Annotated in this window: 20 protein-coding genes; 9 read left to right on the forward strand and 11 right to left on the reverse strand. The window is 69.2% G+C overall.

Annotated features, from left to right (window positions below; genetic code table 11):
* Nucleotides 1–94 precede the first annotated feature (94 nt).
* Together BW981_RS12610 and BW981_RS12615 are read left to right on the forward strand one after the other, a co-directional pair.
* Nucleotides 95–1,252 (forward strand): amidohydrolase, encoded by a 1,158-nt coding sequence (locus BW981_RS12610; RefSeq protein WP_076439913.1) that lies wholly within the window; start codon nucleotides 95–97, stop codon nucleotides 1,250–1,252.
* Between the two features lie 5 nt (nucleotides 1,253–1,257).
* Nucleotides 1,258–2,757, forward strand: a complete 1,500-nt coding sequence (locus BW981_RS12615; RefSeq protein ID WP_076439647.1) for a serine hydrolase domain-containing protein — start codon at nucleotides 1,258–1,260, stop codon at nucleotides 2,755–2,757.
* 2 nt (nucleotides 2,758–2,759) lie between these two features.
* Here the strand turns inward: BW981_RS12615 and BW981_RS12620 are convergent, their stop codons facing one another.
* The gene (locus BW981_RS12620; protein WP_076439649.1) at nucleotides 2,760–3,650 is read right to left on the reverse strand and encodes an aldose 1-epimerase family protein; all 891 of its coding nucleotides are present in this window, start codon (nucleotides 3,648–3,650) and stop codon (nucleotides 2,760–2,762) included.
* A 150-nt stretch (nucleotides 3,651–3,800) separates the two neighbouring features.
* Here BW981_RS12620 and BW981_RS12625 point away from each other — a divergent pair, with 150 nt between their 5' ends.
* The 4 genes from BW981_RS12625 (at nucleotide 3,801) to dapD (ending at nucleotide 6,957) form a co-directional block, all read left to right on the forward strand.
* The gene (locus tag BW981_RS12625; RefSeq protein WP_076439651.1) at nucleotides 3,801–4,784 is read left to right on the forward strand and encodes a TRAP transporter substrate-binding protein; all 984 of its coding nucleotides are present in this window, start codon (nucleotides 3,801–3,803) and stop codon (nucleotides 4,782–4,784) included.
* A gap of 172 nt (nucleotides 4,785–4,956) precedes the next feature.
* Complete coding sequence (locus BW981_RS12630) at nucleotides 4,957–5,241, forward strand: hypothetical protein (protein WP_076439653.1); 285 nt, start codon at nucleotides 4,957–4,959, stop codon at nucleotides 5,239–5,241.
* A 52-nt stretch (nucleotides 5,242–5,293) separates the two neighbouring features.
* Complete coding sequence (gene cobF / locus BW981_RS12635; RefSeq protein WP_076439655.1) at nucleotides 5,294–6,049, forward strand: precorrin-6A synthase (deacetylating); 756 nt, start codon at nucleotides 5,294–5,296, stop codon at nucleotides 6,047–6,049.
* A gap of 65 nt (nucleotides 6,050–6,114) precedes the next feature.
* Entirely contained in the window at nucleotides 6,115–6,957 is an 843-nt protein-coding gene (gene dapD, locus BW981_RS12640) for a 2,3,4,5-tetrahydropyridine-2,6-dicarboxylate N-succinyltransferase (RefSeq protein ID WP_076439657.1), read from the forward strand.
* Nucleotides 6,958–7,075: 118 nt separating this feature from the next.
* Here dapD and BW981_RS12645 read toward each other — a convergent pair whose 3' ends face one another.
* Nucleotides 7,076–7,639 carry a DUF1269 domain-containing protein gene (locus tag BW981_RS12645; protein ID WP_076439659.1) on the reverse strand — a complete coding sequence of 188 codons (564 nt, stop codon included), beginning with the start codon at nucleotides 7,637–7,639 and terminating at the stop codon, nucleotides 7,076–7,078.
* An 86-nt stretch (nucleotides 7,640–7,725) separates the two neighbouring features.
* Nucleotides 7,726–9,219 (reverse strand): MDR family MFS transporter, encoded by a 1,494-nt coding sequence (locus tag BW981_RS12650; RefSeq protein ID WP_076439661.1) that lies wholly within the window; start codon nucleotides 9,217–9,219, stop codon nucleotides 7,726–7,728.
* Between the two features lie 258 nt (nucleotides 9,220–9,477).
* On the opposite strand from BW981_RS12650, the gene BW981_RS12655 reads away from it, so the two are divergent.
* Together BW981_RS12655 and BW981_RS12660 are read left to right on the forward strand one after the other, a co-directional pair.
* Complete coding sequence (locus tag BW981_RS12655) at nucleotides 9,478–10,533, forward strand: alpha/beta fold hydrolase (RefSeq protein WP_210188667.1); 1,056 nt, start codon at nucleotides 9,478–9,480, stop codon at nucleotides 10,531–10,533.
* A 13-nt stretch (nucleotides 10,534–10,546) separates the two neighbouring features.
* Entirely contained in the window at nucleotides 10,547–11,077 is a 531-nt protein-coding gene (locus BW981_RS12660) for an isochorismatase family protein (protein ID WP_076439665.1), read from the forward strand.
* A gap of 12 nt (nucleotides 11,078–11,089) precedes the next feature.
* Here BW981_RS12660 and BW981_RS12665 read toward each other — a convergent pair whose 3' ends face one another.
* The 5 genes from BW981_RS12665 to BW981_RS12685 all read right to left on the reverse strand — a co-directional run bounded on the left by BW981_RS12665 (nucleotide 11,090) and on the right by BW981_RS12685 (nucleotide 15,935).
* Nucleotides 11,090–12,082, reverse strand: a complete 993-nt coding sequence (locus BW981_RS12665) for a branched-chain amino acid ABC transporter permease (protein ID WP_076439667.1) — start codon at nucleotides 12,080–12,082, stop codon at nucleotides 11,090–11,092.
* Nucleotides 12,083–12,101: 19 nt separating this feature from the next.
* Entirely contained in the window at nucleotides 12,102–12,989 is an 888-nt protein-coding gene (locus tag BW981_RS12670; protein WP_076439669.1) for a branched-chain amino acid ABC transporter permease, read from the reverse strand.
* A 177-nt stretch (nucleotides 12,990–13,166) separates the two neighbouring features.
* Nucleotides 13,167–14,369 (reverse strand): ABC transporter substrate-binding protein, encoded by a 1,203-nt coding sequence (locus BW981_RS12675; RefSeq protein WP_076439670.1) that lies wholly within the window; start codon nucleotides 14,367–14,369, stop codon nucleotides 13,167–13,169.
* A 65-nt stretch (nucleotides 14,370–14,434) separates the two neighbouring features.
* Nucleotides 14,435–15,181 (reverse strand): ABC transporter ATP-binding protein, encoded by a 747-nt coding sequence (locus BW981_RS12680; protein ID WP_076439672.1) that lies wholly within the window; start codon nucleotides 15,179–15,181, stop codon nucleotides 14,435–14,437.
* Nucleotides 15,168–15,935, reverse strand: a complete 768-nt coding sequence (locus BW981_RS12685; protein ID WP_076439674.1) for an ABC transporter ATP-binding protein — start codon at nucleotides 15,933–15,935, stop codon at nucleotides 15,168–15,170. Before BW981_RS12685 ends, BW981_RS12680 begins: the two co-directional genes overlap by 14 nt.
* A 411-nt stretch (nucleotides 15,936–16,346) precedes the next feature.
* Here BW981_RS12685 and BW981_RS12690 point away from each other — a divergent pair, with 411 nt between their 5' ends.
* Nucleotides 16,347–18,014, forward strand: a complete 1,668-nt coding sequence (locus BW981_RS12690; RefSeq protein ID WP_139333750.1) for a caspase family protein — start codon at nucleotides 16,347–16,349, stop codon at nucleotides 18,012–18,014.
* Between the two features lie 75 nt (nucleotides 18,015–18,089).
* Here BW981_RS12690 and bluB read toward each other — a convergent pair whose 3' ends face one another.
* Genes bluB through cobM form a run of 3 tightly spaced genes read right to left on the reverse strand, consistent with a single transcriptional unit; the run spans nucleotide 18,090 to nucleotide 20,793 of the window.
* A complete protein-coding gene (gene bluB, locus BW981_RS12695; RefSeq protein WP_175624118.1) occupies nucleotides 18,090–18,704 on the reverse strand; it encodes a 5,6-dimethylbenzimidazole synthase in 615 nt (204 codons plus the stop codon).
* On the reverse strand, nucleotides 18,701–20,032 hold the full coding sequence (locus tag BW981_RS12700) for a cobyrinate a,c-diamide synthase (protein ID WP_076439677.1): 1,332 nt from the start codon (nucleotides 20,030–20,032) through the stop codon (nucleotides 18,701–18,703). The genes bluB and BW981_RS12700 overlap by 4 nt, the downstream gene beginning before the upstream one ends.
* Nucleotides 20,029–20,793 carry a precorrin-4 C(11)-methyltransferase gene (gene cobM / locus BW981_RS12705; RefSeq protein WP_076439679.1) on the reverse strand — a complete coding sequence of 255 codons (765 nt, stop codon included), beginning with the start codon at nucleotides 20,791–20,793 and terminating at the stop codon, nucleotides 20,029–20,031. Before cobM ends, BW981_RS12700 begins: the two co-directional genes overlap by 4 nt.
* Nucleotides 20,794–20,796: the final 3 nt, after the last annotated feature.

Consider the following 20,796-nt stretch of genomic DNA (forward strand, 5'->3'; position numbering starts at 1 on the left):
CCCGTCTCCCGCGCGGGTTGTGGCGCCCGCCGATTTGGCGAAGCTTCGCTCCCAACGATCGCGGCCGATGGCCGGACAGGGAGAGATGCGCCGCATGTTCCTCGGCAACAGCGATATGGTCGATCTCGTCGATCTGCGGCACAGGCTGCATCGGCGCCCCGAGATTTCCGGCGAGGAGCGCGAGACCGCCGCGACCATCGTTGCGTTCCTCGAGCCGACCGGTCCGGACCGCATCGTCACCCAGCTCGGCGGCCATGGCGTCGCCGCCATTTACGAGGGCGCCGAGCCCGGCCCGACCGTGATGGTCCGCTGCGAGCTCGACGCGTTGCCGATCGAGGAGATCTCGACCAGCGATCATCGCTCCGAGATTCCCGGAAAGGGTCATCTCTGCGGCCATGACGGCCATATGGCGATCATCGCCGGCCTGGCGCGGGGCCTTGCCCGCAACCGGCCCCGGCGCGGCCGTGCCGTGCTGCTGTTCCAGCCGGCGGAGGAGACCGGAGCGGGCGCGGCGGCCGTGATCGCCGATCCGGCATTCGCCGGGATCGCGCCGGACTACGCCTTTTCCCTGCACAACCGCCCCGGCGTGCCGGTGGGCCACGCCCGGATTTCGGAGGGCGCGGCGAACTGCGCCTCGCGCGGCATCAAGATCGTGCTGACGGGCGAGACCTCGCACGCCTCGACGCCGCATCATGCCCGTTCCCCGGCCCCGGCGATCGCCGAGCTCATTCCGGCGCTGACGGCGCTGGGACCTGGCGGCGAGATCGATGCCGATTTCCGGCTCGTCACGGTGACCCATGTCGCGATCGGCGAGCCTGCCTTCGGCATCACCCCCGGCCATGGCGAGCTCTGGGCGACTTTGCGCACGCTGAACGATGCGCAGATGGGCGCCCTCTGCGAGGCGGCCGAGGCGCTGGCCCGGGAGGTCGCGGGGCGGAGCCGCCTCGATGTCGCGATGAGCTATCACGACGTCTTCCATCACTGCGAGAACGACGCCGAGGCCGTCGCCCTGCTGCGCAAGGCGATGGACGAGGAGAACGTCCCCCACGGGCCGACCGCGCCCTCGCGCGGCTCGGAGGATTTCGGGCTCTTCGGCCGCAAGGCCAAGGCGGCGATGTTCCTGCTCGGTTCGGGCGACACCGCCCATCTCCACAACCCGGATTACGATTTTCCCGACGACGCCATCGCTCCGGGCGCGCGGGTGCTGATGCGCGCCCTGCGCAATCTGCTGGGCGAGGCTGCGAGGACCTGACGGCGATGGCGAACTGGACGGAGGCCGCTTCCCGCGCGGCCGCGCTGGCCGCGGGCTGGGCTGGAACCGCAGGACCCGGCGGCGCGATCGTGCTGTTCGACCGGGAGGGCATCCGAGAGGCCTTTGCCGGCGGCCTCGCCAGCATCGAGCATGCGCTGCCCTTCACGCCGGCGACGCCGAACCGCTACGCCTCGATCAGCAAGCATGTGCTTGCCGTCGCGCTGCTGCGAGCCGGCCTGCCGCTCGACCGGCCGCTCGGCCATTGGCTGGCGGAGCTGCCACCGCCGCTCGCTGCGGTCGAACTCGGCCGCGCGCTCGACATGACCGGCGGCCTGCCCGACATGATGGAGGCGCTCTGGCAGCAGGGCGTGCCCTTCACCGCGACGCTGGGCGCCGGGGAGATCTTCGCGCTGGCCTGCCGATTCCCCGGCCTCAGCGCCGGGACCGGCACCGAGATGGCCTATTCCAACACCGGCTGGCGGCTGGCCCAGCGCGTGCTGGAGCAGGTCTCGGGCCGGCCTTATGCCGACATCGTAGCCGAGCTGGGCGCGGCGACAGGGACGGGCATCCGCCTGCCCTATGACGGCGCGGAGATCGTACCCGGCCTTGCCACCGGCTATTGGCGGGAGGGCGAGAGCTGGAGGCGCGGCCATTACGGCATGCATTTCTCGGCCTCGGGCGGCATCGCGGGCTCGGCCGACGATCTCGCCAACTGGGCCTCGGCCCTGCTCGCCGGGCGCGGACCGCTCGCCGGCATGCTCGGGCGCCTGACCGCGCCGCGGCATTTCGCCGACGGAGCCGAGAGCGTCTACCGGCTTGGCCTCGTCTGCAACCGCCTCGGCGCGGTCGATCTGGCTGGCCATGGCGGCTCTCTGCCGGGCTATCGCAACCACATGCTGATGGCGCCTGACCTCGGGGTCGGCGTCGTCGTCCTGACCAATCGCGAGGAAGAGGCGCTTTGGCACGCCATGACGGTCATGGCGGCGCTCGTCGGCGAGGAACTGCCGGAGCCGGCCAAGCTCTCTCCGGGCCTGTTCGCCAGCGAGGAAGGGCCGTTCTGGGCCGAGGTCGCAGCCGATTCGATCGGCTTCATGGGCGGCTATGAGCGCCTGTTCGCCGATGGCAAGGCGGGCTTGCGCAGCTTCCCGGCCTATCTCGAGATCCGCCTGCGGCGTGAGGGCGAGGATGGGCTGGCCGGCCGTATCGGCGGCGTCCGGCAGAAGCTGCGCCGCGTTCCGAAGGATACGCGTCTCGACCCCCGCCTCGTCGGCCGCTGGCGCGATCCGCATTTCGGCACCGAGATCGACATCCGGCCGGACTCCACGGCGCTCATGCCCTGGCCGGCCGGGGGCCGCATCGCCCCGTTGACCCCGTTGCCGAACGGGCGTGCCTTGGCACAGCTTCAGCACGGGCCCTGGCTCTATCGCCCCTGCCTCTGGCTCGAGGGCGAGACGTTGCGGCTCGGCGGTCATCGCGCCCGCATCCTGCGGATGGAGCGCGCCTGACGTCAGCCGGGCACGAACTCCAGCGTCACGCGCCAGACGAGGTCGCGGCCCTCGCCGGGTGCCAGCGTCAGCAGGCCGGGCTTCTCCGTGAATTCGCCCTGCCAGCCGGCGTCGCTCGCCATGCCGTACCAGGGCTCGATGCACAGGAAGGGCGCGCCCGTCGGCTTCGACCAGATGCCGAGGTCCTTGTAGCCCTCCCAAGCCACGGTCAGGGCCTTGATTTCCCGCCCTTCGCCATTCCGCGCGCTGAATCGGACCGAGCTGTTGGCGGCACCGGGAATGACGATGGCGTCGTTGGCAAACAGGCTTTCCGACAGCCTCAGCTCCGGCCCCTCGAAGGGCAGGGGGATGTCGCCGACGAGCAGTCCGGCCTCGACGCCGCGGCCGGGGCCGGGCTCGGGCTGCGGGAAGACCAGGACATGGTTTTCCTTGCCTGAGGCCTCAGCCAGTGGCCAGGGAAAGGCCGGATGCGCGCCGACCCCGCAGCTCAGCGGCCTGTCGCCGGGATTTTCGACGCGGGTCACGACGGTCAGCGTCGCAGCCTCGATTTCATAGGTCATCCGCAGCAGGAAGCGGAAAGGAAAGGCGGCCAGCGTCGCCTCGCTCTCGCGCAGCTCCAGCACGGCGCGGGCGGGGCTGCGCTCCACCCAGGCGAACAGGGCATCGCGGGCGAAGCCGTGCTGCGTCAGGCGGTGGCTTTGCCCCTCGTGGATCAGCGTGTCGTCCTTGAGGCGGCCGACCACCGGAAACAGCACGGGCGCATGGCGCGGCCATTCCGGCCCTCCGTTCCAGAGCGCCGGCCCGTCCGCATTCGACAGCGCGATCAGCTCCCCGCCCTGCGCGCGGATGGTTGCGCTCAGCCTGTCGGAGGCAATCTCGTGGGTGTCGCTCATCGCAGGCTCCATCGCGTCAACGCCCTCGATAGAACAAGCGCCGCCCGTGCTGAACCCCCGCCGCCGCAGGGCGCGCTGCGCGGTACGCCGTCGCACCGGGCTTGCGGGCGCCCCGCGATTGGGCGATGGGGCGTTCAGGAGAGACCGACCATGCTGCCGACACGCCGCCATCTCGTCACCGGGCTGCTCGCCGCGCCCGCGGTGCTCCGCGCGCCGGCCGGCCATGCCGCCGGCCGGCCCGTCACCGTCGCCTCGCTGCTCGGCGAGGACAAGCCGGAGACCAGGGTCTGGCGGCGTATCGCCGAGACCCTGGCGAAGACCGCGCCCGGCCGCTTCGACCTGCGCATCGTTCCCAATGCCGCCCTCGGCGGCGAGAAGGAGGTGGCCGAGGGCCTGCGCCTCGGCTCGATCCAGGCGGCCCTTTCGACGATCTCGGCCCTGTCGGGCTGGCTGCCGCAGGGCCAGATCCTCGATCTGCCCTTCCTCTTCCGCGATCGCGAGCATCTCAGGCGCGTGCTCGCCGGCCCGCTCGGCAGCGAACTCAGGGCCGGTTACGAGGCGCAGGGTTTCGTCGTGCTCGGCTTCATCAATTACGGCGCCCGCCATCTCCTCGCCAAGGAGCCGCTGACGACGCCGGCCTCGGTCAGGGGCAAGCGCATCCGGGTGATCCAGAGCCCGCTCCATACCGCGCTCTGGTCGAGCTTCGGAGCCTATCCGACGCCGCTCCCCATCCCCGAGACCTACAACGCCCTGCAGACCGGCGTGGTCGACTGCATGGACCTGACGAAATCGGCCTATGCCGGCTTCCGGCTCTACGAGGTCGTGCCCTGCCTGATCGAGACCGGCCATATCTGGGCAAGCGGCGTGATGATGGTCGCGGCGCCCTTCTGGAAGGGCCTGTCCTCCGCCGACAGGGAGGCGCTGACGGCCGCGGCCACCGAGGGCGTCGCCTGGTTCGACGCTGCGATGATCGCCGACGAGGAGGCCTCGATGGCGCAGGCGGCGCGAGCTGGCGGCAAGGTCTTTCCGATGCAGGACCGTGCGGCCTGGCAGGACGGGGCCCGGAAGGTCTGGGGCGAGCTCGCGCCCCGGCTCGGCGGGCTGGAGAAGATCGAGGCGATCGCCGCCGGGTGAGCGCGGCCGGCCGCCGGCGCTCGCCGGTCATGATCTCGTCACGCGCATCGGCGACAAAGGCGAATTACCTTCGAATCGTTCTATTTATATAGCGAAAACAACGACTTGCCTGCGTTGGCCGACCGCTCTATCTCTCCCTCGCCTGAGGCGAATCGACGAGGGAGACACCGGGATGGGTGGGGTCACCGAGGCCGATGTCGCGGCTGCGATCGGCAGGATCGACGAGATCATCATGCGCGAGGTGGTGCGCACGCAGGCGAGCCACCACGAAATCCGCAAGGCGCTGGAGCTGGTCCGCACCCCGGCCGACCTGACGGCGACGGAGGCGTTGCCGCCGCGCATGCAGCGGCTGGTCGACCTGCTTTCCGTGGCGGTGCCGGAGCCGGTCGGCCCGCGCCAGCCGCGGCGCGGCGCGAGGCCGGCGGACGGCCTCCGCCCGAGGCGCCTCGCCGGCTGATCTCGCCTTCCTGCGCCGCGCCGTGATAAGGCCGGGCGACACGGGCGGGACCATGCGCAACATCCTGATCATCGGCATCGGCGCCGGCAATCCCGAGCACATGACGCTGGAGGCCATCGCCGCCCTGAACCGGGCCGATGTCCTGTTCATTCCCGACAAGGGCGAGGAGAAGGCGGCGCTGCGCCGCCTGCGCGAGGAGATCTGCGCCCGGTTCATCCGCGAGCGGTCCTGGCGCAGCGTGCCGGTGCCGATACCGCAACGGGCCGCGGCGGGCGACGATTATCGCGGAGCCGTGGACGACTGGCACCAGCGCATCGCCGACAGCTATCGCGAGCTCTTCAGCCGCGAACTGGCGGAGGGCGAAACCGGCGCGCTCTTGGTCTGGGGCGATCCGGCGCTCTACGACAGCACGCTGCGCATCATGGAGCGCGTCGCGGCGTCGGGCCTCGGCCTCGACTGGCAGGTCTATCCCGGCATCAGCAGCGTGCAGGTGCTGGCGGCGCGCCACCGCATCCCGCTCAACACCATCGGCGGCCCCGTCCTGATCACGACCGGGCGGCGTCTTGGCGCCGGGTTTCCGGCCGATCAGGACAGCGTGGTGGTGATGCTCGACGGCGAGCAGGCTTTCGGCACGATCGATCCGGCCGGGCTCGACATCTTCTGGGGCGCCTATCTCGGCACCGCCGACGAATTGCTGGTCGCGGGCCCGCTCGCCGAGCTCGCAGGCGAAATCGCGCGCGTCAGGGCCCAGGCCCGCGAGCGGCATGGCTGGATCATGGACACCTATCTGCTGCGCCGCCGCGCTTGACGCAGGTTCCAGCATCCGCCATCGCTCCCCCCGATTTTCCGACAGAGCCCACCGGAGCCGCCCTGATGTCCCATGCCGATCTCGCCGCCACCATCGATGCCGCCTGGGAGAACCGGGCCGAGATCGGCATCAACACCAAGGGCGCGGTGCGCGAGGCGGTCGAGCAGGCGATCGAGATGCTCGATTCCGGCGAGGCGCGCGTTGCCGAGAAGCAGGGCACGGAGTGGGTCGTGCATCAGTGGCTGAAGAAGGCGGTGCTGCTCTCCTTCCGCCTGACCGACAACGTCATCATGGCCAACGGCCCCGGCGAGGGCGTGTTCTGGGACAAGGTGCCCTCCAAGTTCGAGGGCTGGGGCGAGAACCGCTTCCGCGCCGCCGGCTTCCGTGTCGTGCCGCCGGCCGCCGCGCGCAAGGGCTCCTTCATCGCCCCCGGCGTGGTGCTGATGCCGTCCTTCGTCAACATCGGCGCCTATGTCGACTCAGGCACGATGGTCGACACCTGGGCGACGGTCGGCTCCTGCGCTCAGATCGGCAAGAATGTGCATCTGTCCGGCGGCGTCGGCATCGGCGGCGTGCTCGAGCCGCTGCAGGCCAACCCGACCATCATCGAGGACAACTGCTTCATCGGCGCCCGCTCCGAGGTCGTCGAGGGCGTGATCGTCGGCGAGGGCTCGGTGCTCTCGATGGGCGTCTTCATCTCGGCCTCGACCAAGATCGTCGACCGCGCGACCGGCCAGGTCCATATCGGCAAGGTGCCGCCCTATTCTGTGGTGGTGCCGGGCTCGATGCCGGGCAAGCCCTTCCCGGACGGCACGCCCGGCCCCTCGCTCTCCTGCGCCGTCATCGTCAAGACGGTCGATGCCCAGACCCGTTCCAAGACCGGCATCAACGAGCTGCTCCGCGACTGAGGGCTGCCCCGGACGCATGCTCGGGCTTGACCCGAGCATCTCGAAAACCGGTATCGCTGTGTCATGGGATTCTCGGGTCCGCGCCAAGCGCGGCCCGAGAATGACCGTTCAGGATCGCTCACCCCACCGGCGAGGGAGAACCGCTGCCCTGCGGATAGGGGGCTGGCGGGGCATCGGCTGCCGGCGGCTGCGCGCTGTGGGCATCCGCCAGCGCGTCGCGCAGCTTCTGCTCCTGCGAGCGGTCGAGCGAGGTCTTGAGCACGGTCCCGCCGGTGCCGCGCAGCGCTTCCAGCACCTTGTCGGCCGTCATCTTGTTGACCAGCACGAACAGCGCCGCATTGCCGGGCTGCAGGCTGGCCGACAGCTCCTTCATGAAGCCGTCGTTGACGCCGTAATCGGTCAGCGCCCCGCCAAGCGCGCCGGAAGCCGCGCCCAGAGCCGCACCGAACACCGGCATCAGGAAGATCGCGCCGATCAGCAGCCCCCAGAACGAGCCGGAGACGGCGCCGAGCGCGGTGGTGTTGAGCAACTGATTGAGCTTGACCTTGCCGCCCTCATGCATGACCGCGATGGCGGCGTCGCCGATCTCGATCAGGTATTCCTTCTGCAGCCCGATGATCTTTTGGCGCATTTCCTCGGCGCGCGCTTCGGTCGGATAGACGATGACGACGAGATCGGACATGGAGGTCTCCTGCGCTGAAGCTTCACTCTGTCAGGGGCTCGTGACAGGTCTAAGGCAACGCCGGGCGCGAAAGCGGAGTTCCCCCGTCACTCCGCGACAGCATGCGCGGCTTCCGTCGCCCGGCCGCGCAAAGGCAGCTCCTGCATCCGCGCCAGGAAGAAGAGGGCGAGAGCGAAGCCGAGAGTGGCTGCACCGAAGACGTAGTGGAACAGCGTGACCATGGTGGCCCGGTCCACCGTGCCCAGCCGCAACGCCTCCGGCGAGAGCATTGCGCCCGTGCCGGTGCCGACGCCGCCCAGCACGATCGCGCCGAAGAGCGCCACGATCAGCGCCCCGCCGATCTGCCGGAAGAAGTTGGCGACGGCCGTCGCGGTCCCGAGCTGATGCGGCTTGACCGCATTCTGGATCGAGACCGTCGCGACCGGCAGCACGGTGCCGAGCCCGAGGCTGACCACTGCCAGCAGGATGCAGAAGGGCACGAGCGGGATCTGGCCGGAGAAGATCGAGAGCAATGCCGCGCCGCACATCGCGACGAACAGCCCCACCATCGGCACGCGCTTGTAATGCGTGAGCCGCGTCAGCGCCCGGCCGGAGCTGGTCGCGCCGAGCACGGTGCCGCAGGTCAGCGGCAGCAGCCCCAGCCCGGAATTGCTGGCGCTGAGACCCATCACGGTCTCGAAATACAGCGGCAGATAGATGGTGAGGCCGATGAAGGTGCCCATGCCGAAGCCGGCCGCGACAGTGCCCATCCGCACCACCGGGTTGCTCATGATGTCCAGCGGGATCAGCGGCTCGGGCGTCGTCCTCACCCGCAGGGCGAACAGGCTCCACAGGGCCAGGGTGCCGCACAGCAGGGCGGCGATCGGCCAGGAGCGCCAGGGATAGGCCGTGCCGCCCCATGACAGCGCCAGCAGCAGCGACATCGTGCCGGCGGTCATCAGCAGCGCGCCCAGCACGTCGAGCTTGTGGGGCCGCTCGTGCCGCGGCAGCCGCTTCAGCGCGCCATTCGCCATCCAGAAGGCGAAGAAGCCGAGCGGGATGTTGATCCAGAAGATCGCCGACCAGTGCAGCTTTTCCGCCATCACGCCGCCGAGCACCGGGCCGAGCAGGGACGAGGACATGAAGACGCTGGCGAAGTAGACCTGATAGCGGCCGCGCTCCTTGGGCGGCACCATGTCGGCGACGATGGTCTGCGCGAGCGCGATCAGTCCGCCGCCGCCCATGCCCTGCACGAAGCGGGCGACGACGAGCACCCAGAGGCTTGGCGCCACGGCGCAGGCGACCGAGCCGACGATGAAGACCGCGATCCCGGACAGCATGACGATGCGGCGGCCATGGATGTCAGCCAGCTTGCCGTAGAGCGGCGTGACGGCGGTCGAGGCCAGCAGATAGGCGGTCACGATCCAGGGAAGATGCGTGACGTCGCCGAGCTCCCGGCCGATCGTCGGCATGGCGGTGGCGACAATGGTCTGGTCGAGCGCTGCAAGGAACATCGCCGTCATCACGCCGATCAGGATCGAGCGGATATCGGCATGCGTCAGAGGCGCGGCGGGAGCCGGGGTTTCGACCCGCTGGTCCATGGGATGGCTGACCCGATCTGCGTCAGGGGAAGGTTGCATCAGTAACGAACCCTCTCGTCATGCGCCATGCGGGTGACGGCGGGGCCGCTCTGCGGTCACGACGGGGCAGGGGCCGCATGATCGCGGCTTGCACGAAACCGTGTCGCTTCCACGGTTGCGATCCTTTCGGCATCGTTCGATGGTGTCGTCAGGGACGAGGGCGGCCGCAGAGCCGCGTGGAAACGACAGGGCAGAACGATGCAGCGATCGATGACGATGATGCGCGCAGCCGCGTTGGCCGGCTTCGCCCTGATTGGCGGATTCGCGCAGGCCGCCGACTATCCGGCTCCCCAGCGCGGCGTCTGGACGGTGAAGGATTTCCGCTTCCACACCGGCGAGACCCTGCCGGAGCTGAAGCTCGGCTATGCCACGGTCGGGGACCCCAAGGGCGAGCCCGTCGTCATCCTGCACGGCACGGCCGGCTCGGCCCGGAGCATGCTGAGCCCGATCTTCGCCGGCGAGCTGTTCGGGCCCGGCCAGGCGCTCGACGCGACGAAATACTTCATCATCATTCCCGATGCGATCGGCGCCGGCGCGTCCTCCAAGCCTTCGGACGGCCTCAAGGCGAAGTTCCCGCGCTACGACTACGCCGACATGGTCACGGCCCAGTACCGGCTGGTGAGCGAGGGGCTCGGCTTCAAGCATGTCCGGCTCGTGCTGGGCAATTCGATGGGCGGCATGCATGCCTGGATGTGGGGACAGCGATACCCCGACTACATGGATGCGCTGGTGCCGATGGCCTCTCAGCCCACGGAGATGTCGAGCCGCAACTGGATGATGCGGCGCATGATCATCGATGCCGTGCGCAACGACCCGGCCTGGAAGAACGGCGACTACGCCACGCAGCCGCCGGCCCTGCGGGTGGCCAACGTGTTCTTCGGCATCGCCACGAGCGGCGGCACGCTCGCCTATCAGAAGCAGGCGCCGACGCGGGAGGCGGCCGACAGGCTGCTCGACGAGCGGCTGGCCGCGCCCTTCAACGCCGACGCCAACGACTTCATGTATCAGTGGGATGCCTCGCGCGACTACGACGCGGCGCCCGGGCTGGAGAAGATCAAGGCCCCGGTGCTGGCGATCAACTCCGCCGACGACGAGCGCAACCCGCCCGAGACCGGCATCATGGAGGAGCAGCTCAAGCGGCTGCCGAACGCCAAGCTGCTGCTGATCCCCGCCAGCAGCGAGACCCGCGGCCACGGAACGACGGGCCTGGCTCGCTTCTGGGCGAAGGATCTGGCGGCCTGGCTGCCCGGTTTGCCCAGGCGTGCCGCAGAGTAAAGGGGGCGGGGCGATGCCGTTGATGGATGTCCGCGACACGCAGCTGGTGCTGATCGATTTTCAGGCACGGCTGATGCCGGCGATCGACCGGGCGGAGGCTGTTCTGGCCAATGCCGGCCGGCTGTTGCAGGCGGCCAGGCTCCTCGGCGTGAGGGCCGTCACGACCGAGCAGAGCCCCGCCAAGCTCGGTCGCACCGTGCCGGAGCTCGGCGATGTCGGGGCTGTGCTCGCCAAGACGAGCTTCGATGCCTGCGCCGAGCCGGCATTCCTGGATGCGGTCGCCGGGGACCATGAACTGGTCGTCGCCGGTTGCGAGGCGCATGTCTGCGTCCTCCAGACCGTGCTGACGCTCCTGGCGCATCGCCGCCGCGTCGTGATCGTGCGGGACGCCGTCGGTTCGCGCCGGCCGGAATCGCACGAGGCCGCGCTGGCGCGCATGGCCGCCCATGGCGCCGACATCGTCACGACCGAGATGGTGCTGTTCGAGTGGCTGCGAACGGCGGATCACCCGCAATTCAGGGCGGTGTCGACCCTGATCCGCTGACGAGGCGGCCCGTCAGAGCGGCTTCCTGATCCATTTTGCGATGACGCCGACGATGCCCTCGCGGAAGAGGAGCACGCAGGCGACGAAGATCACGCCCTGGACGACGAGCACCCAGGAGCCGAGGCTGGCGAGGTAATTCTGCATCGCGACGATCACGGCTGCGCCGACGATCGGCCCGAACACGGTGCCGAGCCCGCCGACCAGGGTCATCAGCACGACCTCGCCGGACATCGTCCAGTAGACGTCGGTGAGGGAGGCGAGCTGGAAGACGATGGCCTTGGTCGCGCCGGCCAGGCCCGCGAAGGTGGCCGAGAGCACGAACACCATCAGCTTGTAGCGGTTGGCGCGGTAGCCCAGCGAGATCGCGCGGGGTTCGTTGTCGCGGATCGCCTTGCAGACCTGGCCGAAGGGCGAGTGGATGATGCGGTAGATCATCAGCACGCCGCAAAGGAAGATCGCCGCCACCAGCCAGTACAGCGCGCGGTCGTCGGCGAGGCTGAAGAGCCCGAGGAACTTGCCGCGCGGCACGGCCTGGATGCCGTCCTCGCCGCCGGTGAAGCGCGGGGTTTGCAGCGAGAAGAAATAGACCATCTGCGCCAGCGCCAGGGTGATCATGGCGAAATAGATGCCCTGGCGGCGGATCGCGAGCGCGCCGAACACGGTGCCGAGCAGGGCGGCGACGGCGGTTCCGAGCAGGATCGCGAGCTCGGGCGTCAGGCCCCATTGCTTGGCGGTATAGGCGCTGACATAGCTCGCCATGCCGAAATAGGCGGCGTGGCCGAAGGAGAGCAGGCCGCCATAGCCGAGCAGCAGGTTGAAGGCGATGGCGAACAGCGCGAAGCAGAGCACCTTCATCACGAAGACGGGATAGGCGACGAAGGGCGCGACCACGAGCAGCGCGGCGAGCGCGATGAACAGGTTGCGGTGCAGCCGCGCGGTGCTGTCGTCGGTGTCGGCGAGCGCGATGCTGCCGGCGGGCGCTTCGGTGGTGGCGAGGTCGGTCATGGATGAGGCTCCTCGCGTCTCAGGCCTGGCGGCCGAACAGGCCGGCCGGCTTCACCAGCAGCACCAGCACCATGATGACGAAGATCACGGTGGCGGCGCCCTCCGGGTAGAACACCTTGGTCAGGCCCTCGACGAGGCCGAGCGCGAAGCCGGTGACGATCGCCCCCATGATCGAGCCCATGCCGCCGATGACGACGACCGCGAAGACGACGATGATGAGGTCGCCGCCCATGTTCGGGTTGACCGAATAGATCGGCGCGGCAAGCACGCCCGCGAAGGCGGCCAGCGCGACGCCGAAGCCGTAGGTCAGCGTCACCAGCAGCGGCACGTTGATGCCGAAGGCCTGGGTCAGGGTCGGGTTCTCGGTGGCGGCGCGCAGATAGGAGCCGAGCTTGGTCTTCTCGATCAGGAACCAGGTGCCGAGGCACACGACGAGCGAGGCGACGATCACCCAGGCGCGGTAGTTCGGCAGGAACATGAAGCCGAGATTCTGTCCGCCCGAAAGCTGCGGGGGGATCGCGTAGGGCAGGCCCGAGGAGCCGTACTGGTTGCGGAACAGGCCCTGGATGATCAGGGCCAGGCCGAAGGTCAGCAGCAGCCCGTAGAGATGGTCGAGATGGGCGATGCGCCGCAGCAGCAGCCGCTCGATCGCGATGCCGACCGCCCCGACCACGATGGGCGCCACGATCAGCGCCGCCCAGTAGTTCAGTCCGAGATAGTTCAACGCCATCCAGGCCACGAAGGCGCCCATCATGTACTGGGCGCCATGGGTGAAGTTGATGATGTTCAGAAGCCCGAAGATCACCGCGAGCCCCAGGCTCAGGATCGCATAGAAGGAGCCGTTGATCAGGCCGAGCAGGACCTGGCCGAACAGCGCCTGGGGCGGGACTCCGAGAAGCTCGAACATGCGTGGCTCGACTCGATCAATCGTATTATCGAAGGAACCGGGAAGGCCGACGGCATCCCGGTTGGGTGGCCCGCGCCGTCATGGTCGGGCTTGGCCCGACCATCCCGAGAACCAGTGGCTTCTGGTCGGGAGATTCTCGGGACGAGCCCGAGAATGACGCTGTGGCCGGCGGTCAGCTCACTTCGGCAGGTTGCAGCCGCTCTCGGCCACCGGCTGGAAGGCATCCTTGCCCGGAATGGTCGAGACCAGCTTGTAGTAGTCCCACGGGCCCTTGGACTCGGACGGCTTCTTGACCTCGTAGAGATACATGTCGTGGATCGTGCGCCCGTTCGCCTCGATCGAGCCCTTGCCGAAGAGCGCATCGTCCGTCGGCGTTGCCTTCATCTTGGCGACGACCGCGGCCGTATCCTTGGTCTTGGCCGCTTCGACGGCCTTCAGATAATGCAGCATTCCGGCATAGACGCCGGCCTGCACCATCGTCGGCATCTTGCCGCCATTGGCCTTGGCGAAGCGCTGCGACCAGGCGCGGGTCTGGTCGTCCTTGTCCCAGTAGAAGGCCTCAGTCAGGACGAGGCCCTGCGCCGCCTGCAGGCCGAGCGCATGCACGTCGCTGATGAAGGTCAGCAGGCCCGCAAGCTTCTGCCCGCCCTGGGTGATGCCGAACTCGCCCGCCTGCTTGATCGAGTTGACGGTGTCGCCGCCGGCATTGGCGAGCCCGATGACCTTGGCCTTCGAAGCCTGCGCCTGCAGTAGGAAGGAGGAGAAGTCGGTGCCCGGGAACGGCGTCTTGACCGAGCCGACCACCTTGCCGCCGGCCTTGGTGATGACGGCGGTGGCGTCGCGCTCCAGCGCCTGGCCGAAGGCGTAGTCGGCGGTCATGAAGAACCAGGTGTCGCCGCCGGCCTTCACCATCGCGCCGCCGGTGCCCTGCGCGAGCGCATAGGTGTCGTAGGTCCAGTGGATCGTGTTCGGCGTGCAGGCCTTGCCGGTGAGGTCGGAGGAGCCGGCGCCCGAATTGATCAGGATCTTGTTCTTTTCCTTGGTGATCTGGCTGACCGCGAGCGCGACCGACGAGGTCGGCACGTCGAGGATCAGGTCCACGCCGTCCTGGTCGTACCATTGGCGCGCGATGGTCGAGCCGACATCGGGCTTGTTCTGGTGGTCGGCCGAGACGATCTCGACCTTGATGCCCTTGTCTGCGGCCTTGAAGTCTTCCACCGCCATGCGCGCGGCGATCACCGAGCCTTCGCCGGAGAGGTCGGCATAGAGGCCGGAGCGGTCGTTCAGCACGCCGGCCTTGATCGAGATCTGCTGGGCGACGGCGGGGCTTGCCATGACCGCGGCGAGCAGGCCGGTGGCGAGGAGGGTCTTGAGTTTCATTCTGGATCTCCCTGAGATGATGCCGGTCTTTGCCGGCCTGTTCTGGTTGGAGGTGTGAGCGGCGCTCAGACCCCGAGATAGCGGTGCAGCTTGTCGATGTTCGCGTCGAGCTCGGCATTGGGAATCATGTCGATCACCTTGCCCTGCTCGACGACATAGTGCCGGTCGGCCACCGTCTGGGCGAAGCGGAAGTTCTGCTCCACCAGGATGATGGTGAACCCCTCCTGCTTCAGCTCGGCGATGGTGCGGCCGATCTGCTCGATGATGACCGGGGCCAGCCCCTCCGTCGGCTCGTCGAGCAGGAGAAGATGTGCGCCGGTGCGCAGGATGCGGGCGATCGCCAGCATCTGCTGCTCGCCGCCGGAGAGCTTGGTGCCCTGGCTCCTGAGCCGCTCCTTCACATTCGGGAAGAGCTTGAAGATGCGCTCCAGCGGCAGCCCGCCCTCGCGCACCTTGGGCGGCAGCATCAGGTTCTCCTCGACCGAGAGCGAGGCGTAGATCCCCCGCTCCTCCGGCACGAAGCCGAGCCCGAGCCGTGCGATGGCGCGCGACGGCAGCCCGATGGTCTCGGTGCCTTCCATCACCACCGAGCCCCTGCGCTTGCCGATCACGCCCATGATCGACTTCAGCGTGGTGGTCTTGCCGGCGCCGTTGCGGCCGAGCAGCGTCACCACCTCGCCCGGCGCGACATCGAGATCGATGCCATGCAGCACATGGGATTCCCCATACCAGGCCTCGAGCCCGCGCACCTTGAGCAGCGGCGCGGCCGCGGTCGCCACGGCCGGAGCCTTCACAGCCTCAATGGTGGCCATGTCCGCCTCCCGAGCCGATATAGGCCTCCACCACGCGCGGATCCTTGGAGACGGTGGCGTAGTCGCCCTCCGCCAGCACCTGCCCGCGCGCCAGCACGGTGATCCGGTCCGACAGCGAGGCCACGACCGAGAGATTGTGCTCGACCATCAGGATCGTGCGATTCTTTGACACCTGCCGGATCAGCGCCTCGATGCGCTCGACATCCTCGCGGCCCATGCCGGCCATCGGCTCGTCGAGCAGCAGCATCTCGGGATCGAGCGCCAAAGTCGTCGCGATCTCCAGCGCCCGCTTGCGGCCATAGCTCAGCTCGCCCGCCGTCAGATGCAGGAAGGGCGTCAGGCCCACGGCCTCGACCAGCGCCTTCGCCTCGCCGTCCAGTCTTTTCAGGCTGCGCTCGGAGCGCCAGAAGTCGAAGGAGTCGCCGCGCTTGCGCTGCAACGCGATGCGGACATTGGTCAGCACGGAGAGCTGCGGGAAGACTGCCGAGATCTGGAAGGAGCGCACCAGCCCGAGCCGGGCGATCTCGGCCGGTTTCTCGCGCGTGATGTCGCGGCCGTTATAGACGATCGACCCCTTCGTCGGCGGCAGGAATTTCGTCAGCAGATTGAAGCAGGTCGTCTTGCCGGCGCCGTTCGGGCCGATCAACGCATGGATCGAGCCGCGCCGGACCTTGAGATCGACCCCGTTCACAGCCGTGAAGCCGGCAAATGCTTTCGTGAGACCTGATGTCGACAGAATAATATCTTCAGACATCCCGAGCGCCAGCCCTCATAAGCCTGATCTTTCTTGGCTGTTCGTTTCCCCTTGCATGTCATGCTGCACCGCGCCCAAGGCATAAGTCAACGCTGCGGCGGCGCGAAAGACGGAGCCGAAGGGCCTTCTCATCCCTTTGTCTGATGCCCCTGCCGGGATCGTTCGAATGACGGATGCGCGCAGGCACGCGGCGATTGAAGCTGGCGCCCTCTTGATTCTGTCAGGCCCGTTGAACCTGGCGTGAATGCGGCGCGACCAAGGCATAATGGCGGTTTACCCGCTGAGGGTGTTGCGGTAGAAAATGCGCTCTGTTCTTGCCTTCGGTCGTCTGGAAGCCTTCGGTCGCGCAGCATGCGCGCGGGCTCGTGCTGCCGGCGTTGTGGCGCCGCTCTTTGATATGGGGAGGTTGTCGTGAGCTTCTCGGTTCGGGTTCCGCGGTTCCGTCTTCGGATGGCCGCGGCCTTTGCGCTGCTGCTCGGAGCGCTTGCATGGGTCTCGCCGGGCTCGGCCGCGGCGCCCGAGCGCCGCGTCGCGCTCGTCATCGGCAACAGCGCCTACACGGCCGTGCCGCCGCTGGCGAACCCGATGCGGGACGCCAAGGGCGTCTCGGCCTCGCTGAAACGCCTCGGCTTCGAGGTGGTCGAAGGCTACGACCTCAAGATGGACGAGATGACGTCCCTGGTGCGGGATTATGCCGTCAAGCTCGACGGCGCCAAGGCCGGCCTCGTCTATTATGCCGGGCACGGCATCGCCGTCGGCGACGAGAACTACCTCATTCCGGTCGATGCGTCGCTGCGGTCCGAGGCCGATCTCGATTTCCGCGCCGTCAACGTCCAGCTCGTCCTGCGCCAGATGCAGCGCGACGAGCGCGTCAACATCGTCATTCTCGACGCCTGCCGCGACAATCCCTTCGCCAACCAGCTCGCGGCGAAGTCGCGGGCCGTCACCCGCGGCCTGACCGCGATCGAGACGCAGTCGGCCTCAGGCATCCTGATCGCCTTCGCCACCGATCCGCGCGCCACGGCCCTGGATGGCGACCGCGACGGACACAGCCCCTTCACCAATGCGCTGCTCAAGCATATCGAGACGCCCGAGGTCTCGATCACCACGGTGATGGACCGGGTGCGCGCCGATGTCTGGGAAGCCACCGGCAAGAAGCAGAAGCCCTGGACCAATTCGTCGATCATCGGCGAATTCAGGATGAACCCGAAGGTGCAGCTCGCTTCGGTCGATGCCACCAGCATCGGCAACAGCGGTGCGGCCGCCAAGGCGATCGACGCCGCCGTGCCGGCGCCCGCCATGCCGGGCCTGCCCAGCTTCGACCGCGCGCAGCTCGACGTGCGCACCTGGGAGAGCGCCGAACGCGGCAATTCGGCCGGCGATTACCGCGCTTATCTGGAGGCCTTCCCGGCCGGCCAGTTCGCGGCCTTTGCCAAGAATCGCCTCGCCAGCCTCGAAAAGTCGGCACCGGCCGCCAGCGCCCAGACCACGCCGGCCGTCGCCGCGCTCAACCCGTCGCCCGCCATCGACGACGAGGCCCTGAAGAAGGAGGTCGGCACGGCCCAGACGGAAACCGCGATGAAGCTGACCCCTGCCGACCGCCGCGAGCTGCAGACGCGTCTGCGCTCGGCCGGCTTCCAGCCGGGCAAGGCGGCGGCCACCTTCGGGCCGAGCCAGCGCAAGGCGATCCAGGCCTGGCAGAAGTCGCGCAGCGTGCCGGAGACCGGCTTCCTGTCGGCGCTGCAGGCCACGGCGCTGCGGGCCCAGACTGAAGCGGCCTACCAGAACCTGCTGGCGCAGGAGGAGAAGGCCGCGGCCGAGCGCAAGATCAAGAAGACGGCCAATCGCGAGGGCGGCGGCGAGAAGGCCTCGCGCAACGTCACGCTGGAAGGCGACGAGATGTACAAGGCCGATCTCGCCCGCGAACGCGGCCAGGCCTACACGCCCCCGGCCCGCACGGCGACGCAGGCCCGGCCGCGCACCCAGCCGGCCGATACCGCCGCCAGCGCGGCCGGCGCGGCCGCCTTCGGCTCGATCATCGGCGGCGCCATCATGGGCGGCATCCTGCGCGGCCGCTGAAGGCGCCAGACGCCGACCGCGGCAGACGCGGAGGAAGGAGCCGGCCCTCGTGGCCGGCTCTTGCCGTTCTGGCCGTCAGCGCCCGTCTTCCCAGCCGGCACGGATGAGGTCTGGCGTTTCGCTCTCCTGCTCCGGCCAGCCGAGGCAGAGATAGGCGATCAGCTTCCAGCCCGGCGGCACGCCAAGGGCTGCGGCCACCTCGACGGGATCGAGGATCGAAACCCAGCCGAGGCCGACGCCGCGAAGGCGCGCGGCGAGCCAGAGCTGCGTGATCGCCGCCACGACCGAGTAGTCCAGCATCTCCGGCATGGTCTGCCGGCCGAGCCCGTGGCCGCGCGGCGTGCCATGGTCGCAGAACACGGCGATCTGCTCAGGCGCCTCCTTCAGCCCTTCGAGCTTGAGGCTGGCATAGAGCCGCGCCCGCTCTCCATCGTATGCGGCCAGCGCCGCCTCGTTGCAGCGGGTGAAGCTCTCCTGGACCGCTTGCCGCTGCGCCGGGTCGGTGACGCGCAGCCAGCGCGCAGGCTGCGAATGGCCGACGGAGGGGGAGAGCACCGCCAGTTCCAGCAGCGCCTCGACCACTCCCGCGGGCAGCGCGTCCCGGCGGAAGCGGCGCACATCGCGCCGCCAGCGCAGCAACGTCTCGAATTGTGCCGCGAAGGCGGCGTCGAAGATCGGCGGGGCGCTCACACGGGCTCCGCCGTCGCGATGGCGTGGAAGAAGGAGCCGGTGACGAGCCCGCGTCGGCTGCCGGCCGGGGCGGGGGCCGAGCCATGCGGATCCGTGACGGTCGCGAAGGGCGGGTCCTCGCCCTGCGTGACGATGCTGGCATAGTGGAATTCATGCCCGGTCAGCGTCGCGCCGGCCGGGCCGAGCGGCCCGCCGGCCTCCAGCACAGCCCGGCGATAGCCGAGATTCATCTTCCGCTTGGCGAAGGAGGTTTCGACCGAGAGCAGCCCGGCCATCGCATGCGTCGCGCCGTCCGCATCGATCAGGCTGGCGCCGAGCACCATGTAGCCGCCGCATTCGCCATGAACCGGCCGCGCTTCGGCGAAGCGGCGCAAGCCGTCCAGGAAACGGCCGGCGCCGGCGATCCGGCCGGCATGCAGCTCGGGATAGCCGCCCGGCAGCCAGCAGGCGTCGCAGGTGTCGGGCGGCGCCTCGTCCGCGAGCGGCGAGAACGAAATGAGCTCGGCCCCCGCCGCGCGCCAGCCGGCCTCGACATGCGGATAGATGAAGGAGAAGGCGGCATCGCGCGCGATCGCGACCCGCCGGCCGGGGGCGGGCAGGGCGGGCGTTGCGTCTCCGCCTTCGGCCGCCGTCGGCTGCGAGGTGGCCGCGGCCGCCAGAACGGCGTCGAGATCGATGGCGGCGGCGACCGCATCGGCCAGCCCGTCGAGCCGGGCGTGGAGGTCCGCGGTCTCGCCGGCCTGGACGAGGCCGAGATGGCGTTCGGGCAGGATCAGGCTTGCCTCGCGCGGCAGCGCGCCGAGAACGGGCAGGCCGATCCGCTCCATGCCCTGCCGCACCAGCCGCTCGTGCCGCGCGCTGGCGACCTTGTTGAGGATCACCCCGGCGATGCGGATGCGCGGGTCATAGGCCTGGCAGCCCAGCGCCACCGCAGCGGCCGACTGCGCCGCCCCGGACACGTCGATGACGAGGATCACCGGCCAGCCGGTCATGGCGGCGATGTCGGCGCCCGCACCGGTCCGGCCCGCGGGGCCGGGAACCGCGTCGAACAGCCCCATCGAGCCCTCGGCGATGACGAGGTCTGCCTGCGCCGCCGCCTCGCCGGCAATCCGCGCCAGGAGGCCCGGCGGCATCGCATAGGAATCGAGATTGGCGCTGGGAGCGCCGGTCGCCGCCGCATGGAAGGCGGGGTCGATATAGTCCGGCCCGCATTTCAGCCCGCGCACGGTCAGCCCGCGCCGCGCCAGCGCGCGCTGCAGGCCGAGCGTGATCGTGGTCTTGCCCGAGCCCGAGCGCGGCGCGCCGATGATGAGGCCGGCCGCGGTCATGCCCCGCCCCGCGGCCGGAAGCGGCGGTCGTAATCGACCGAATAGAGCGCGCTCTCGCCGAAATCCCGCGCCGCCAGCGCCGGCCCCACCAGGATCAGCGCGGTCCGCTCCAGCGCGCTCGCCCGCACCTGTGCCGCGATGTCGCCGAGCGTGCCGGCGAGCACCGTCTCCTCCGGCCAGGAGGCGCGGAACACGACGGCGACGGGGCAATCCGCGCCGTAGAAGGGCGTCAGCTCCACCACCACCTGCTCGACGACATGGATCGAGAGATGGATGGCGAGCGTCGCGCCCGAGGCCGCGAAAGCCGCCAGCTTCTCCCGCTCCGGCATGACCGAGGCGCGGCCCGAGGTGCGGGTCAGGACGAGCGATTGCGCGACGCCCGGCAGCGTCAGCTCGCGCTTCAGGGCCGCCGCCGCGGCCGCGAAGGCCGGCACGCCCGGCGTCACCGTATAGGGAATGCCGAGCGCATCGAGCCGGCGGTATTGCTCGGCGCAAGCGCTCCAGATCGAGAGATCGCCGGAATGCAGCCGCGCCACATCCTGTCCCGCCGCGTCGGCGGCCTGCATTTCGGCGATGATCGCGTCGAGATCGAGCGGGGCGGTGTCGACGATGCGCGCGCCGGGCGGGCACCAGCCCAGCATCGCCTGAGGGACCAGCGATCCCGCATGGAGGCAGACGGGGCAGGCCGCGATCAGGTCTCGCCCCCGCAGGGTGATGAGGTCGGGCGCGCCGGGGCCGGCGCCGATGAAATGGATCGTCATGGC

The organism is Allobosea sp. TND4EK4 (genome assembly GCF_900156025.1).
Taxonomy (GTDB): domain Bacteria; phylum Pseudomonadota; class Alphaproteobacteria; order Rhizobiales; family Beijerinckiaceae; genus Allobosea.

Excerpts from the sequence above, each read along its gene's own strand:
- BW981_RS12610 (WP_076439913.1), top strand. The coding sequence starts at position 95 with ATGTTCCTCGGCAACAGCGATATGGTCGATCTCGTCGATCTGCGGCAC.
- BW981_RS12615 (WP_076439647.1), top strand. The coding sequence starts at position 1,258 with ATGGCGAACTGGACGGAGGCCGCTTCCCGCGCGGCCGCGCTGGCCGCG.
- BW981_RS12620 (WP_076439649.1), bottom strand. The coding sequence starts at position 3,650 with ATGAGCGACACCCACGAGATTGCCTCCGACAGGCTGAGCGCAACCATC.
- BW981_RS12625 (WP_076439651.1), top strand. The coding sequence starts at position 3,801 with ATGCTGCCGACACGCCGCCATCTCGTCACCGGGCTGCTCGCCGCGCCC.
- BW981_RS12630 (WP_076439653.1), top strand. The coding sequence starts at position 4,957 with ATGGGTGGGGTCACCGAGGCCGATGTCGCGGCTGCGATCGGCAGGATC.
- cobF (WP_076439655.1), top strand. The coding sequence starts at position 5,294 with ATGCGCAACATCCTGATCATCGGCATCGGCGCCGGCAATCCCGAGCAC.
- dapD (WP_076439657.1), top strand. The coding sequence starts at position 6,115 with ATGTCCCATGCCGATCTCGCCGCCACCATCGATGCCGCCTGGGAGAAC.
- BW981_RS12645 (WP_076439659.1), bottom strand. The coding sequence starts at position 7,639 with ATGTCCGATCTCGTCGTCATCGTCTATCCGACCGAAGCGCGCGCCGAG.
- BW981_RS12650 (WP_076439661.1), bottom strand. The coding sequence starts at position 9,219 with ATGGACCAGCGGGTCGAAACCCCGGCTCCCGCCGCGCCTCTGACGCAT.
- BW981_RS12655 (WP_210188667.1), top strand. The coding sequence starts at position 9,478 with ATGCGCGCAGCCGCGTTGGCCGGCTTCGCCCTGATTGGCGGATTCGCG.
- BW981_RS12660 (WP_076439665.1), top strand. The coding sequence starts at position 10,547 with ATGCCGTTGATGGATGTCCGCGACACGCAGCTGGTGCTGATCGATTTT.
- BW981_RS12665 (WP_076439667.1), bottom strand. The coding sequence starts at position 12,082 with ATGACCGACCTCGCCACCACCGAAGCGCCCGCCGGCAGCATCGCGCTC.
- BW981_RS12670 (WP_076439669.1), bottom strand. The coding sequence starts at position 12,989 with ATGTTCGAGCTTCTCGGAGTCCCGCCCCAGGCGCTGTTCGGCCAGGTC.
- BW981_RS12675 (WP_076439670.1), bottom strand. The coding sequence starts at position 14,369 with ATGAAACTCAAGACCCTCCTCGCCACCGGCCTGCTCGCCGCGGTCATG.
- BW981_RS12680 (WP_076439672.1), bottom strand. The coding sequence starts at position 15,181 with ATGGCCACCATTGAGGCTGTGAAGGCTCCGGCCGTGGCGACCGCGGCC.
- BW981_RS12685 (WP_076439674.1), bottom strand. The coding sequence starts at position 15,935 with ATGTCTGAAGATATTATTCTGTCGACATCAGGTCTCACGAAAGCATTT.
- BW981_RS12700 (WP_076439677.1), bottom strand. The coding sequence starts at position 20,032 with ATGACCGCGGCCGGCCTCATCATCGGCGCGCCGCGCTCGGGCTCGGGC.
- cobM (WP_076439679.1), bottom strand. The coding sequence starts at position 20,793 with ATGACGATCCATTTCATCGGCGCCGGCCCCGGCGCGCCCGACCTCATC.